12 protein-coding genes are annotated in these 14328 nt (G+C 72.4%); 11 read left to right on the top strand and 1 reads right to left on the bottom strand.

Features of this window, described 5'->3' with window-relative positions; genetic code table 11:
- Nucleotides 1-46 precede the first annotated feature (46 nt).
- Nucleotides 47-415 carry an Rv2175c family DNA-binding protein gene (locus KKR01S_RS07975; RefSeq protein ID WP_058731085.1) on the top strand — a complete coding sequence of 123 codons (369 nt, stop codon included), beginning with the start codon at nt 47-49 and terminating at the stop codon, nt 413-415.
- 33 nt (nt 416-448) lie between these two features.
- Here KKR01S_RS07975 and KKR01S_RS07970 read toward each other — a convergent pair whose 3' ends face one another.
- The gene (locus tag KKR01S_RS07970) at nt 449-1573 is read right to left on the bottom strand and encodes a polyprenyl synthetase family protein (protein WP_058731086.1); all 1125 of its coding nucleotides are present in this window, start codon (nt 1571-1573) and stop codon (nt 449-451) included.
- A gap of 268 nt (nt 1574-1841) precedes the next feature.
- Here KKR01S_RS07970 and dinB point away from each other — a divergent pair, with 268 nt between their 5' ends.
- The 10 genes from dinB to murD all read left to right on the top strand — a co-directional run bounded on the left by dinB (nt 1842) and on the right by murD (nt 14224).
- Nucleotides 1842-3158 (top strand): DNA polymerase IV, encoded by a 1317-nt coding sequence (gene dinB, locus KKR01S_RS07965; RefSeq protein WP_058731087.1) that lies wholly within the window; start codon nt 1842-1844, stop codon nt 3156-3158.
- Between the two features lie 72 nt (nt 3159-3230).
- Nucleotides 3231-3626, top strand: coding sequence for an SCO2097 family morphological protein (locus tag KKR01S_RS07960; RefSeq protein WP_058731088.1), 396 nt, complete (start codon nt 3231-3233; stop codon nt 3624-3626).
- Nucleotides 3627-3890: 264 nt separating this feature from the next.
- The gene (mraZ, locus tag KKR01S_RS07955) at nt 3891-4322 is read left to right on the top strand and encodes a division/cell wall cluster transcriptional repressor MraZ (RefSeq protein ID WP_058731089.1); all 432 of its coding nucleotides are present in this window, start codon (nt 3891-3893) and stop codon (nt 4320-4322) included.
- Nucleotides 4323-4495: 173 nt separating this feature from the next.
- Nucleotides 4496-5491, top strand: a complete 996-nt coding sequence (gene rsmH, locus KKR01S_RS07950; protein WP_061225733.1) for a 16S rRNA (cytosine(1402)-N(4))-methyltransferase RsmH — start codon at nt 4496-4498, stop codon at nt 5489-5491.
- Nucleotides 5488-6243, top strand: coding sequence for a cell division protein FtsL (gene ftsL / locus KKR01S_RS07945; RefSeq protein WP_061225732.1), 756 nt, complete (start codon nt 5488-5490; stop codon nt 6241-6243). The genes rsmH and ftsL overlap by 4 nt, the downstream gene beginning before the upstream one ends.
- Nucleotides 6244-6314: 71 nt before the next feature.
- Nucleotides 6315-8195, top strand: coding sequence for a peptidoglycan D,D-transpeptidase FtsI family protein (locus KKR01S_RS07940; protein WP_244884127.1), 1881 nt, complete (start codon nt 6315-6317; stop codon nt 8193-8195).
- Between the two features lie 123 nt (nt 8196-8318).
- Complete coding sequence (locus tag KKR01S_RS07935) at nt 8319-10007, top strand: UDP-N-acetylmuramoyl-L-alanyl-D-glutamate--2,6-diaminopimelate ligase (RefSeq protein WP_058730720.1); 1689 nt, start codon at nt 8319-8321, stop codon at nt 10005-10007.
- Entirely contained in the window at nt 10004-11524 is a 1521-nt protein-coding gene (locus KKR01S_RS07930) for a UDP-N-acetylmuramoyl-tripeptide--D-alanyl-D-alanine ligase (RefSeq protein ID WP_058730721.1), read from the top strand. The genes KKR01S_RS07935 and KKR01S_RS07930 overlap by 4 nt, the downstream gene beginning before the upstream one ends.
- Before the next feature lie 7 nt (nt 11525-11531).
- Nucleotides 11532-12659 (top strand): phospho-N-acetylmuramoyl-pentapeptide-transferase, encoded by a 1128-nt coding sequence (mraY, locus tag KKR01S_RS07925; protein WP_061225731.1) that lies wholly within the window; start codon nt 11532-11534, stop codon nt 12657-12659.
- The gene (murD, locus tag KKR01S_RS07920) at nt 12656-14224 is read left to right on the top strand and encodes a UDP-N-acetylmuramoyl-L-alanine--D-glutamate ligase (protein ID WP_058730723.1); all 1569 of its coding nucleotides are present in this window, start codon (nt 12656-12658) and stop codon (nt 14222-14224) included. Before mraY ends, murD begins: the two co-directional genes overlap by 4 nt.
- The last annotated feature ends 104 nt before the right edge of the window (nt 14225-14328 follow it).

Here is a 14328-nt window from a genome sequence, read left to right as displayed (position 1 = left end):
ACAGCGGCCGGGAGCCCCGCGCCCGGGCTGGACTACCCTGGAGATCGTGACTTCCACCGAGAACACCGAGAACCTCTTCGACCTCGTCGGGCAGTGGCTGAGTCTGCCCGACGTCGCCGAGACCCTGGACCTGAAGGTCACCCGGGTGCACGCCCTGATCGGCGAGGGCGCGCTGATCGCCGTGCGCGATGCCGAGGGTGTGCGCCGGATCCCGGCCCTGTTCCTGCGCGAGGACCGCGTCCTGGAGCCGCTCAAGGGCACCCTCACGGTCCTGCGCGACGCCGGCTTCGACGACGCCGAGGCCATCCGCTGGCTGTGGACCGAGGACGACTCCCTGCCCGGGCGTCCGATCGACGCCCTGCGCGAAGGGCGCAAGACCGAGATCCGGCGCCGGGCCCAGGCCCTCGCCTGGTAGCCGCCCGCCCCGGTCCCGGTCCCTGGCCAGGGGTCAGGAGCTGCGGTGCAGAGCCCGCTCGCTCAGCCGCTCCAGCCCGGCCCGCACCTCGGAGTCGACCTCGAGCCGATCCAGCGCCCGCCGGGCCAGCTGCTCGCGCTCGCGGATCAGCTCCTCGGTGCGGGCCAGCGCCCCGGTGTCGCGCAGGATCTCCCGCAGCCGGCGCACCCCGTCCTCGGTGAGCCGCGGGTCTCCCAGCCCGGCCTCCAGCTCCCGGGACCGCTGGGCGTCGGCCCGCTCGTGGGCCAGGGCCACCAGCACGGTCCGCTTCCCCTCGCGCAGATCGTCCCCGGCGGGCTTGCCCGTCACGGCCGGCTCCCCGAACACTCCGAGCACGTCGTCGCGCAGCTGGAACGCCTCGCCCAGCGGCAGCCCGACCTCGGATAAGCCCGTCAGCAGGGCCTCATCGGCCCCGGCCAGGCTCGCCCCGATCAGCAGCGGATGCTCGCAGGTGTACTTCGCCGCCTTGTAGCGGATGACCCGCAGAGCCCGCTCCAGCGCGGCCTCGGGCTCCTCCAGCCCGAGGTGCTCGCTCAGCCCGTCCAGGTACTGCCCGCCCATGACCTCGGTGCGCATCAGATCGAAGATCTTCCGGGCCCGGCCCGGCTCCGCCGCCGGATCGGCATCCGCGCACAGCGGAGCGAACAGGGCCTCGGAGAAGGACAGGCACAGGTCACCGGCGAGGATCCCGCCCATCAGCCCGTAGTCCCGGGCCTCCAGGGACCACCCGCGCTCGCGGTGGGTCGCGGCGAAGCGGTGGTGCACGGAGGGGCGTCCGCGGCGGGTGTCGGAATGATCGATGATGTCGTCGTGGATCAGCGCCGCGGATTGGAACAGCTCGATCGCCGCCCCCGCCTGCACCGGCCGCGGGTCCTGGGCGCCGCCGCCGGCGGCGCGCCAGCCCCACAGCAGCAGCAGGGCCCGCAGCCGCTTGCCGCCCGCGGACAGGTCACGGATCGCCGCGATCAGAGGCTCGGTCTCGGGGGAGACGGCCGCGAGCACGCGCTCCTGCTCGGCGAGGAACCCCAGGAGGCGATGCTGCACGGCGTCGAGGAAGGCGGCCTCCACGGCGTCGGGGGATCCGGCGGCCCCCGGCTCGGCGGCGCGGTCATGGGTCATGGAAGGCTCCTCGGGTGGTGGGGTGGACCCGCCCTGCGCGAACGCGACCGCGGTCGGCTCGACCGCGGCGGGTGCGGTGGCGGACAATGGCCGTGGCGGCGCTTCGCGGGAGCCCGGATGGGACGGCGGCCGCCACCCCGCCCAGTGTACAGCCTGCCCTGCTTCCGCCGCGGTCCCGGCGTCGGCGGCGCTCCCCGGCATCCCGTCGGCGCCGGCGTCCCCGTCGGGCTCCATCCCACCGCATCCCGTCCGTGAGGAGGTCTTCGCCGTGCCCGCCGTCGACTCCACCGACTTCCCGCATCGGGTGATCCTGCACGTGGACATGGACGCGTTCTTCGTCGGGGTCGAGCTGCTGACCCGGCCCGAACTGGTCGGGCGGCAGGTGGTCGTGGCCGGTTCCGGCAGCCGCTCCGTGGTGCTGTCCGCCTCCTACGAGGCCCGTGCCCTCGGCGTCCATTCGGCGATGCCGGTGGCGCGCGCCCGACGACTGGCGCCGCGCGCCGTGTACATCGAGCCCTCCCACTCCAGCTACTCCGCCTACTCCCGGCAGATCATGGCCGTGCTGCACGAGGTCACCGACCTGGTGGAGCAGGTCAGCGTGGATGAGGCCTTCCTGGACGTCACCGGGGCGCAACGGCGCCTGGGCTCGCCCGTGCGCATCGCCCGCGGCATCCGGACCCGGATCCTCCAGCGCACCGGGCTGGTGGCCTCGATCGGGGTCGCCTCCAACAAGTTCATCGCCAAGATGGCCTCCACGGGGTCCAAGCCGGATGGGCTGTGGGTGGTGCCCGAGGCGCGGATCGGGCAGTTCCTGGATCCGCTGCCGGTGGGGCGACTGTGGGGTGTGGGGGAGAAGACCGCGGCGCATCTGCAGGAGGCGGGCCTGCACACGGTGGGCCAGCTGCGCCAAATGTCTCTGGAATACCTCCAGCGGCGTCTCGGGCGCGCCTCGGGGGCGCACCTGTGGGAGCTGGCCCGCGGCATCGACGAGCGGCCGGTGCAGTCCCACCGGGTCGAGAAGTCCATGGGCGCCGAGCACACCTTCGCCGCTGACACGGACGACGTCGTCGAGATCAAGGCCGCGCTGCTGCAGCTGAGCCACGACGTCGCACGGCGGCTGCGCGCCTCCGGTCGCACGGCCGCGGCGGTCTCCCTGAAGCTGCGGGACCAGGACTTCCGCACGCTGACCCGCACCCGGACCCTGGAGCGGGCCGCGGGGACCGGACGGGAGATCAACGCCGCCGCGGTGCGGCTGTTCGAGGACCTCGGCCCGCTGGCCGGCCGGGTGCGACTGGTGGGGGTGCGGGCCGAGCGGCTGGAGGAGGGCGCCGCCGGGCGCCAGCTGAGCCTGTGGGAGGAGGCCGACGGCGATCGGCTGCGCGCCGAGGCCGAATGGGGCGGGGCGGAGAGCGCCATGGATCGGATCCGCGATCGCTTCGGTCCGGCCGGTCTGCGCCCGGCCCGGCTGGTCAGCGGCGGATTCGCCCGCCGCTACCGCCCCGAGGCCGGCACCGGTGCGCAGGAGGGCGCCGGGGCCCGTCCGGATCCGCGCGGACCCGGTGAAAACCCGCGGGAAAAAGGCTAGTCTGAGCTGGACGGAGACCCTCGGCCCAGGCGAGGCGGGGGATCCACCATCTTTCCGGGAGAAGGACGCACCATGGCCCTTTCTGAGCGCGAACGCCAGCTGCTGGAGCAGCTCGAACAGCAGCTGAACGTCGAGGACCCCACCTTCGCGGACACGATGCAGGAAGAGCGCCCGCGCCCCCGCCCGGGTGCTGGCCTGTCCGGGCGCAATCTGGTGCTGGGGATCGTCGTGGCCGTGCTCGGCCTGGGCCTGGTGCTGCTGGGTGTGTCCACGCAGCTGATCCTCGTCGGGGTCCTGGGCTTCCTGGTCATGGCCGGCGGGGTCTATCTGGCCACGCTGCGCCGTCGCGAGGGCGGCGGCCGCTCGGAGGCCTCCGGGCGCACTAACCGCCCCCGCGCCGGCGAGCGCGGCGTCTCCTTCATGCAGCGCCTCGAGCAGCAGTGGGAGGATCGCCACCGGGAGCGCTGAGCCGCTCCACTTTCCTCCATGATCAGCCCTCGACAGGGGCCGGATCCCGCAGATCGGCGGGATCCGGCCCCTTTTTCCGTGCCTGGCGAGACCGTGCTCCCTCCGCGTCGCGCATGGGAATCGGCTGGGAATGGCCCTTCGGGGCGGTTGTGGGGAGGGAAGTGGAGTAAAGTGGGGCGCGTCGGGTGCTCCCGGGGTTCCAGTGGATCCCGGTGCGCATCGCGGCAGATCAGATCAACCTCGGACGCGGGAGGCGGTGGGCCGGTGTTTCTGGGCACCTACTCTCCCCGGCTGGATGAGAAGGGTCGGCTGATCCTGCCCGCCAAGTACCGGGAGGAGCTGGCCGAGGGGCTCGTGCTCACCCGGGGGCAGGAGCGCTGCCTCTACGTGTTCAGCCAGGCCGAGTTCGAGCGGGTCCACGAGCAGCTGCGCCAGGCGCCGCTGTCCTCGCGCCAGGCCCGGGACTACATCCGCGTGTTCCTCTCGGGGGCCTCGGATGAGGTGCCGGACCGGCAGGGCCGGGTGACCATCCCGACACCGCTGCGCGAGTATGCGGGGCTGGGGCGGGAGCTGGCCGTGATCGGGGCGGGCACCCGCGCGGAGATCTGGGATGCCGAGGCGTGGAACGCGTACCTGACGCAGAAAGAGACGGAGTTCTCGGAGACGGATGACGAGGTGCTGCCCGGCCTGCTGTGATCCCCGCCCTGCGATCTTCCGCCCGACGCATCGACCTCGTGGTCGGTCCTGACTCACCTTCCCCTGAGGCAGGCCCGCACGGGGGTGGCGTGCGGGAGGAGGATCGGATGGCGGGGGCTGGGCAGAGGCGGCGGCTCCCATCCGGTGGGGCAGACGCAGGGAGGAGGACCCCGATGACGCAGGAGCGCGAGTGCCCGGAGCGATCCGATGCGCGGCGACGGCACGTCCCGGTGCTGCTGGACCGGTGCCTGGATCTGCTGGCCCCGGCTCTCGAGGGGCCGAGTCCCGTGGTCGTGGACGCGACCCTCGGAATGGGCGGGCACACCGAGGCCCTGCTGACCCGCTTCCCCCGGCTCACCGTCCTGGGGATCGACCGCGACCCGCAGGCCCACGCACTGGCCGGTGAACGGCTGGCCCCGTTCGGCGACCGGTTCCGCCCGGTCTGGGCGGTCTACGACGAGATTCCCGAGGTGCTCGCCGAGCGCGGCATCGACCGGGTGGACGGCGTGCTGTTCGACCTGGGGGTCTCCTCCCTGCAGCTGGATGAGCGCGAGCGCGGCTTCGCCTACTCCTACGACGCCCCGCTGGATATGCGCATGAACGCGGAGGACGAGCTCACCGCGGCTCACATCGTGAACACCTATGACGAATCTCACCTTCGACGGATCCTGCGGGACTGGGGTGAGGAACGCTACGCCGGACGCATCGCTCAAGCTCTGGTAGAGGTTCGTCAGGAGACCCCGTTTTCCAGGACCGGTGAGCTGGTGGAGGTGGTCACCCGGGCCGTTCCCGCGGCGGCGCAGCGCTCCGGGGGGCATCCGGCCAAGCGGACCTTCCAAGCCCTGCGCATTGAAGTCAATGCTGAGCTTGAGGTTCTGCAGCGCGCCGTGCCCGCCGCTCTGCGGGCGATCCGGGTGGGCGGCCGTGTCGCGGCGCTGAGCTACCACTCCCTGGAGGACAGAATCGTCAAGAAGGCGATGGCGAGCCTGGCCGTCTCCCGGGCCCCCAAGGGGTTCCCGGTGGAGCTGGAGGAGCATCGTCCCGAGCTCCGGATCCTCACCCGGGGGGCCGAGCCCCCGAGCCCCGAGGAGATCGACGCCAACCCCCGCGCGGCCTCAGCTCGTCTGCGTGCCGCCGAACGCATCCGCGACCCGAGGACCACCCCATGAGCGCAGAACCCCAGCAGCCCGACAGCGCGCACGATGACTCCGTCTCCCCGGCGCTGCATCTGCAGGCGGTGCGCCAGCGGCGGCTGCGACTGGTCGGCGGCGGGGCGCAGGAGGTCGAGACCTCCGAGGGTGTCCTGGAGACCGCTCAGGATGCCGATCGGTCGACCGGCTCCGCCCGCGCCCGCCGTCGCCCGCTGGCCTCGGCGCCGGCACGGGCCCGACGCCGCAGGATCCCGCTGATCATCGCGACCTTCCTCGGGGTCCTGCTGACCCTGGGCTTCGCCCTGCTGATGAACATCACCATCTCCCAGAACCAGTACGACCTCGTCCAGCTGCGCGCGCAGGAGCAGGACCTCACGGAGCGGAACCAGGCCCTGAGCCAGGAGATCGAGTTCCAGCAGGCCCCCCAGAATCTGGCCGCGCGCGCCTCCCAGCTGGGGATGGTCTCCCAGGCCCAGCAGGCGCAGCTGGATCTGCGCACCGGCAAGCTCAACGGCACCCCGCAGGCCGCCGAGGCGGTGGGGGAGGATCCCAAGGAGGCGGCCGAGCAGGGCCGGACCAACCTGATCGATCCGCCGAAGGGCAGCGACACCGAGGCCGCCCAGCAGGCCCAGCAGCGCGCCGCGGAGCAGCAGAAGAAGGACGAGGCGGCCCAGAAGAAGGCCGATGAGCAGAAGAAGGCCCAGGAACGGGCCTCGGCCAGCCCTGCGGCGTCCCAGTCCGGGCAGGCCGGGGACGACCGCGGCCGCTGAGCCGTCCCGTACTCACCGCAGTTCCCCACCCCGACGACGGCCGGAGCAGCTCCGGCGGAAAGGCAGCGCCCGTGGACCCCACCCAGGACGGCAGCGCCGACCCGGAGCACCCGCAGCGGCCCCGCGCCGACCGGGAGGCCGGCAGGGCCGCGGAACCGGTGGCCCCGGAGTCCTCGGGACAGCCGGCCCAGGGGATCCTGCGCCGCAGCTTCCTGGGGATCTCCGGATTCCTGGGGATGCTCGGCCTGCTGGGCGCGCGGCTGTTCTACGTCCAGGCCATCGACCCCTCCGGTCGGGCGGACAAGGCGCTGGCCGAGCGGCGTCGGCAGGTTGTGGTCCCGGCCCTGCGCGGGGAGATCCTGGACGCCACCGGGACCGTGATGGCCCGCTCCATCCAGCGCTACCGGATCGTGGTGGACCAGACCGCCGTCGCCGCGTTCAAGCGGCTCAAGAAGGACGGCAGCAGCACCGAGCAGGTCACCCCCCAGCAGCTGGTCTACGAGCTGGCCGACCTGCTGAAGAAGCCGGACGAGGAGGTCAAGAAGGCCCTGGACGGGGACAAGCGCTACGCCGTGGTCGCCGACGAGGTCACCCCCGACGTCTACAACGCGATCACGGACCTGGGAGCGACCTTCCTGTCCGGGGAGTCGGTGTCCAAGCGCACCTACCCGGACGGGTCGGTCGGCGGCTCTGTCATCGGCTACCTCAACGCCCAGGGCGCCCAGGGCGGGATGGAGCTGCAGTTCGACCAGCAGCTGTCCGGGCAGGACGGCGAGCGAGTCTACGAGATCTCCGCGGACGGGGTGCGCATCCCCGTGGGCGAGGAGCTGGACACCCCGGCGAAGAACGGCAGCACCGTGAAGCTGTGTCTGAACCGCGACATCCAGTACTTCGCGCAGCAACAGGTCACCGCCCGGGCCCGGCAGCTCGGCGCCGAATGGGGGACCTGCGTGGTCATGCGCGTGAAGGACGCCGCGGTGCTGGCCCTGGCCGACTCCTCCATGATCGACCCCAACGACTACTCCAAAGCCGACACCGACGACTTCAGTCCCCGGGCCGTCACCAGCATCACCGAACCCGGCTCCACGGAGAAGGTGCTCACCGCCTCGGCCGTCATCGATGAGGGGCTGTCCCAGCCGGAGACCGTCTTCGACGTTCCCGCCGAGCTGCGCATCGACGGTCAGCTGATCACCGACTCCTTCGAGCACCCCGCCCAGAAGCGGACCCTGGCCGGGATCATCGCCGACTCCATGAACACCGGAACCGTTCTGGCGGGGAAGCAGCTGACCAAGGACCAGCGCCATGACTGGCTGGCGAAGTTCGGGATCGGCCGACGCACCGGCATCGAGTTCCCGAACGAAGCCCAGGGCCTGCTGGCCGCCGCGGATGATTGGGATGTCCGGCAGCAGTACACGGTGCTGTTCGGCCAGGGCGTCTCCCAATCCCTGCTGCAGACGGTCACCGCCTACCAGGCGCTGGCCAACGACGGGATCCAGCTGACCCCGCGCCTGGCCGACTCCGTGACCGACGCCGAGGGGGTCGCCCAGCCTCGTCCGACCCCCGAGGGGCGGCGCATCGTCTCCGCGGACACCGCGAAGAAGCTGCGCCAGATCATGGAGACCGTGATCACCGGCGGACACGCCCCCGATGCCGCCGTGGAGGGCTGGCGCGTGGGCGGCAAGACCGGCACCGCGGAGGCCCCGGCCGAGGACGGCAAGGGCTTCGACGGGTTCACGACCTCCTTCGTGGGCATGGCCCCCATCGAGGATCCGCAGTATGTGGTCGGCGTGCTGCTGCAGCGGCCCGAGGGCGCCGTCACCGAGATCGGCACCACCGGGACGTTCTCGAAGATCATGCAGAAGGTCCTGGAGTACTACCGGGTCCCGCACTCCACGACTCCGCCGCAGAAGCTGGACAAGTTCGCCCCGGGGGACCCCCAGAACGACGATTGAGCTCGCCCCGGCCCGGTCCGGCTGCGAGCTTCGGACTAGGATGTGAGTTCGGGTCGGCCCACCCGGTGAGCCGACCCGAGGCCCGGAACCAACGCCCCCGATACGACAGGAAGTGGCTTCCCCATGACACCGAAGGACCCGGAGCAGGGGCATCCCGACCTCCAGGGTGCCAGCGCGCAGGACCTGCGTCCGCGGCGCGTCCCGGCCCGGGAGCTCGGGCAGATCGCAGCACACCTGGAAGCCGCCGGCGTCGAGGTTCGCACCCGTCCCGGTGCCGAGGGGCAGGCGGTGGTGACCGGCATCAGCATGGACTCCCGCGAGGTGCAGGCCGGGGACCTCTATGTAGCCCTGCCCGGGGCCAACGCGCACGGGGCCCAGTTCTCCTGCGCCGCCCGACGCGCCGGGGCGGCCGCGGTGCTCACCGACGCCGCTGGTGCCGAGATCCTGGACCGGCAGGGCAGCCCACTGCCCCTGCTGATCGTTCCCTCCGTGCGCGAGGCCGTGGGGCCCCTGGCGGCCTGGATCTACGGCAGCCAGCCCGAGCGGGGCCGCCAGCGCCTGTACGCCGTGACCGGGACCAACGGGAAGACCACCACGACCTACATGATCGACGGCCTGCTGGATCGGCTCGGGGAGACCACCGGGCTGATCGGGACCATCGAGATCCGGGCCGGCGCGGAGGTCATCCCCTCGACTCTCACGACCCCGGAGTCCACGCACGTGCACGCCCTGCTGAGCGTGATGCGCGAGCGCGGGATCACCGCCGCGGCGATGGAGGTCTCCTCCCACGCCCTGGACTACCGCCGGGTGGACGGGGTCGTCTACGACGTCGCCGGGTTCACCAACCTCACCCAGGACCACCTGGACCTGCACGGGTCCATGCAGGCCTACTTCGACGCCAAGGCGCAGCTGTTCACCCCGGCCCGCACCCGGCGCGCCGTGATCATCGTGGATGACGAGTGGGGCCGGCGCATGGCCGAGCACGCCCGCCGCGAGCTCGGCGCGGATCGGGTGGTCACTCTCGCCACCGGCTACGGCCGCGGCGCCCACGGGGAGGCCGAAGCGGACTGGACGGTCCGGGAGGTGCGCGCCGAGGGCATCGGCCACGGCTTCGTCCTGCAGCACCGGGACGGCACCCGCATCCCGACCGGCACCGGGCTGCCCGCCGACTTCAACGTCTCCAACGCGGCGCTGGCCGCCGTCATGGTCCGTACCGGGCAGGCCGAGCCCCAGCGGGTCGCCGAGCAGCTGGCCGACCCGGAATCCCTGACCCCGCTGGTGCCCGGGCGCATGCAGGTGATCGGGCAGCGTCCCCTCGCGATCGTGGATTTCGCCCACAACCCGGACGCGCTGCAGCGGGCCCTGGAAGCCGTGGGCCTCGGTTCGGACGGCCGGGTCATCGTGGTCTTCGGCGCCACCGGGGAGCGGGACCAGCTCAAGCGCCCCATCATGGGTCGCATCGCCGCGGAGCACGCCGACGTCGTGATCGTCACCGACGATGACCCCCACCGCGAGCCGCCTGCGCCGATCCGCGGTGCCGTGGCCGAGGGCGCCCGGGCCGCCGCGGCCGACGGGGCCCGCGCCGAGGCCGTGGAGGACATCGCCCCGCGTGCGGACGCGATCCGCCGCGCCGTGGAGCTGGCTGGGCCTGGAGATGCGATCCTCGTAGCAGGGCGCGGACACGAGACCAGCCAGGACGTGGACGGGGCGGACCTGGAGCTGGACGACCGCGAGGAGCTGCGCGCCGCCCTGGCCGCACACCGCCCCGCACCGACCGATACCCCCGAGGACCCCGCAGGAGAACGCGCATGATCGCCCTGACCGCCGCCGAGATCGCCGAGGCCGTGGGCGGGCAGCCCGTGGGGCTGGAGGCCGCAGACCTGGGGTCGATCACGTGCACCGCCGCGACCACCGACTCCCGGGAGGTCGGCCCCGGTGCGCTGTTCATCGCCAAGCCCGGGGAGAGCACCGACGGGCACCGCTTCATCCCCCAGGCCCTCGCCGCGGGCGCCGTGCTCGCCCTGGCCGAGCGGGAGACCCGCGACGAGGAGGGCCGGACCCACCCGGCGATCCTGGTGCCCGACGTCGTCCTGGCCATGGGGGCCCTGGCCCACGCGATCGTCGTGCGCCTGCGCGCGACCGGTCCGCTGAGAGTCATCGGCATCACCGGCTCCGCCGGGAAGACCACCACCAAGGACCTGCTGGCCGGGATCCTCTCGACCCTCGGGCCCACCGTGGCCCCCCAGGGCTCCTACAACGGGGAGGTCGGGGTGCCCCTGACGGTGTTCCGCGCCGAGCACGACACCCGGTACCTGGTCATCGAGATGGGCGCCAACGCCGTGGGCAACATCCGCTACCTGTGCGACATGGTCCTGCCCGACGCCGGAGCCGTGCTGAAGGTCGGCACCGCCCACCTCGGGGAGTTCGGCTCGGTGGAGAACATCGCCCGCACCAAGGCGGAGCTGGCCTCCGGGGTCGCCGCCGACGGCGCGGTCGCCCTGAACCTGGACGATCCCCGGGTCGCCCGCATGGCCGAGGTGGCCGGCGCCCCGGTGACCTGGTTCGGGGTGGCCGGACGCCACCAGGACCGGCCTGCCGAGGGCGCCGGGATGCTCGAGGCCCGGGACCTGCGCGCCGACGCGCAGGGCCGGCCCGTGTTCACCCTGGTGCTGCCCGACGGCTCCCAGCACGCGATCACCGCGCGGCTGATCGGCGAGCACCACGTCTACAACCTGCTGGCCGCGGCCAGCCTCGCCCTGGCCGTGGGCGCCCCCGTCGAAGCCGTGGTGCGCGGGCTGAACACCCTGGGCCCGCGCAGCCGCTACCGCATGGAGCGCACCGATCGACCCGACGGGGTGACCGTCATCAACGACGCCTACAACGCCAACCCGGAGTCGATGGCCGCGGCCCTGCGCACCCTGGCCCAGATGGGCCGAGACGCCCGGCCACCGCGGCGGACCTGGGCCGTGCTGGGTCCGATGCTGGAGCTGGGGGCTGCCTCGGCGGCCGAGCACGGCAAGATCGGGCGCGACGCCGTCCGGCTGAACATCGCCAAGCTCGTGGCCGTGGGCCCGGAGGCCAAACCCATCTACAGCGACGCCCTGCTGGAGGGCTCCTGGGGCGAGGAGGCCTGCTGGGTGGAGACCGTGGAGCAGGCCGAGCAGCTGCTCGGCGAGCAGCTGGCCCCCGGGGACATCGTGCTGGTCAAGTCCTCCAACGGGGCGGGACTGCGGTTCCTGGGCGATAGAGTGGCACGAGGCCTCCCGGACGGCGCGTCGAACGCGCCCCGGCAGAGCTCCGAGACCGCTGAACCGCAAGAAAGGCGCTGATCACCGCATGATCTCCATCCTCCTGGCGGCGGCCTTCGGTCTGGTCCTCTCCCTCGCCGGAACCCCGCTGTTCACCAAGCTGCTCGTGCGGCGCCACTACGGCCAGTTCATCCGCGAGGACGGCCCGACCAGCCACCAGACCAAGCGCGGCACCCCGACCATGGGCGGCGTCGTGATCATCGGCGCGGCCGTGCTGGCCTTCCTGATCTCCCTGCTGATCACCGGCGGACTGCTCGGCGGGCAGAGCGCGGTGCCCTCGGCCTCGGCGCTGCTGCTGATCCTGCTCATGGTGGGCATGGCCGGGGTCGGGTTCATCGACGACTACAAGAAGATCGCCAAGAAGCAGTCCCTGGGTCTGACGCCCAAAGGCAAGATCGTGCTGCAGGGCGGGGTCGGCGTGGTCTTCGCGGTGCTGGCGCTGCTGCTGCCGGATGAGCGTGGCTGGACCCCCGCCTCCACCCGGATCTCCTTCACCCGGGACATCCACGCCCTGGACCTGTCCTTCGGGGTGACCGCCGTCGGGGTGATCCTCTTCGTGATCTGGGCGAACCTCATCGCCACCGCCACCACCAACGCCGTGAACCTCACCGACGGGCTGGACGGGCTGGCCACCGGCGCCTCGATCCTCGTGTTCTCCGGCTACCTCATGGTCTCCATGTGGCAGAACAACCACCTGTGCTCCCCGGGATCCTCGGATCCGGTCTGCTACGAGGTGCGCGATCCCGGGCAGCTGGCGGTGCTCGCCGCGGCCCTGATCGGCTCGCTGATCGGCTTCCTGTGGTGGAACACCTCCCCGGCGTCGATCTTCATGGGCGACACCGGCTCCCTCGGCCTCGGCGGGGCCCTGGCCGGCTTCGCGATCCTCAGCCGCACCGAGCTGCTCCTGGTCCTCATGGCGGGGCTGTTCGTGATGATCTCCGCCTCCGTGATCATCCAGGTCGGCTACTTCAAGCTCTCCGGAGGCAAGCGCATCTTCAAGATGGCCCCGCTGCAGCACCACTTCGAGCTCAAGGGCTGGAAGGAGGTCACGGTCGTGGTCCGCTTCTGGATCATCGCCGGACTGTTCGTGGCCGCGGCCCTGGGCGTGTTCTACGGCGACTGGCTGCTCAGCCACGGAGGAGTGATCACCCGATGAAGGCCACCAACGCCAACCCCGTGCTTCAGGACCCCCGCCTGGCCGGGCTGACCTCCTGGGACGCCGACTGGGCCGGGCTGCGCGTGGTCGTGGCCGGGATCGGCACCTCCGGCTTCGCCGCGGCGGACACCCTGATCGAGCTCGGAGCGCGCGTGGTCGTCGTGGACGGGAAGGACACCGAGGAGAACCGCTACAAGGCCCAGACCCTCGGGATCGTCGGCGCCGCGCAGACGATCCTCGGGCAGCAGGCCATGGACGCCCTGCCCGAGGTGGACGGGCAGGCTCCCGAGCTGGTCGTCACCTCCCCGGGGCTGCGGCCCACCCTGGGCATCCTGGCCGAGGCCGTGGACCGCGGCATCCAGATCTGGGGGGATGTGGAGCTGGCCTGGCGCCTGCGCGAGCGGGCAGGCCGGAAGACGGCCGAGTGGCTGTGCATCACCGGAACCAACGGCAAGACCACGACGGTGGGGATGACCGCCTCGATCCTGCAGGCCGCGGGACTCAAGGCCATCGCGGTGGGCAACGTCGGCACCCCCATCCTGGACGCCCTGCGGGACCCGGTGGACTACGACGTGCTGGCGGTGGAGCTGTCCAGCTACCAGCTGCACTGGTCCCACTCCCTGGCCCCGCTGGCCTCCGTCGTGCTGAACATCGCCGAGGACCACCTGGACTGGCACGGCTCCTACGCCAACTACGCCGCGGACAAGGCCCGGGTGTACGAGAACACGCGGGTGGCCTGCGTGTACAACGCCGCCGTGCCGGACACGGAGCGGATGGTCGAGCAGGCCGAGGTTCAGGAGGGCTGCCGGGCGGTCTCCTTCACCACCGACACCCCGTACCTGTCCCAGCTGGGCGTGGTGGACGGTCTGCTGGTGGATCGGGCCTTCGTCGAGCAGCGTCGCACCGAGGCCCTCGAGCTGGGTGCCGTGCGCGACACCGGGCCGCTGCCGACCCGCCACACCGTGGAGAACGCCCTGGCCGCCGCGGCCCTGACCCGCGCGGCCGGCGTCTCCCCGGAGGCCGTGCGCGACGGCCTGCGCGCCTTCGAGCCCGGGGCCCACCGCATCCAGCCGGTGGCCACGACCCACGGGGTGCTGTGGGTCAACGACACCAAGGCCACCAACCCCCACGCGACCGACGCCTCGCTGTCCTCCTTCGACCCCGTCATCTGGATCGCCGGCGGCCTGTCCAAGGGCGTGCACTACGGGGACCTGGTGGCCGCGCACGCGCACCGGCTCAAGGCCGTGGTGCTCATCGGCACGGACACCGCAGGGCTCGAGCAGGCCCTGGCCGAGCAGGCCCCGCAGGTCCCCGTGCACCGGGCCGCCGAGGGCATCGACGCCGCGCCGACGGACGGACGGGCCGTGCTGGCCGAGGCGGTGCGGATCGCCCACGAGCTGTCCGAGCAGGGGGACACCGTGCTGCTGGCCCCGGCCGCCGCGTCCATGGACCAGTTCGCCTCCTACGCAGATCGCGGCGAGGTGTTCATCGACCTGGTCGCCGATCTCGTCCGGCGCCTGGGCCCCACCGAGCAGGACCGGGACGAAGAGGGGCCGCGCCCGTGAGCACCGCGGCCCCCGAGCGCACCCCGCGCACCACCCCCCGCGGCCCCTGGCGGCGCTTGACCTCCGCGGCCCGGGCCGCCGCCCGCCCCGTCTACCAGTGGATC

This window comes from Rothia kristinae NBRC 15354, assembly GCF_001570865.1.
GTDB classification, from domain to species: domain Bacteria; phylum Actinomycetota; class Actinomycetes; order Actinomycetales; family Micrococcaceae; genus Rothia; species Rothia kristinae.
Note: the sequence above shows the minus strand (reverse complement) of the source record. Positions and strands in the feature narration are given on the sequence as shown.

Excerpts from the sequence above, each read along its gene's own strand:
- KKR01S_RS07930 (WP_058730721.1), top strand. The coding sequence starts at position 10,004 with ATGATCGCCCTGACCGCCGCCGAGATCGCCGAGGCCGTGGGCGGGCAG.
- KKR01S_RS07970 (WP_058731086.1), bottom strand. The coding sequence starts at position 1,573 with ATGACCCATGACCGCGCCGCCGAGCCGGGGGCCGCCGGATCCCCCGAC.
- ftsL (WP_061225732.1), top strand. The coding sequence starts at position 5,488 with ATGAGCGCAGAACCCCAGCAGCCCGACAGCGCGCACGATGACTCCGTC.
- murD (WP_058730723.1), top strand. The coding sequence starts at position 12,656 with ATGAAGGCCACCAACGCCAACCCCGTGCTTCAGGACCCCCGCCTGGCC.
- KKR01S_RS07935 (WP_058730720.1), top strand. The coding sequence starts at position 8,319 with ATGACACCGAAGGACCCGGAGCAGGGGCATCCCGACCTCCAGGGTGCC.
- rsmH (WP_061225733.1), top strand. The coding sequence starts at position 4,496 with ATGACGCAGGAGCGCGAGTGCCCGGAGCGATCCGATGCGCGGCGACGG.
- mraY (WP_061225731.1), top strand. The coding sequence starts at position 11,532 with ATGATCTCCATCCTCCTGGCGGCGGCCTTCGGTCTGGTCCTCTCCCTC.
- KKR01S_RS07960 (WP_058731088.1), top strand. The coding sequence starts at position 3,231 with ATGGCCCTTTCTGAGCGCGAACGCCAGCTGCTGGAGCAGCTCGAACAG.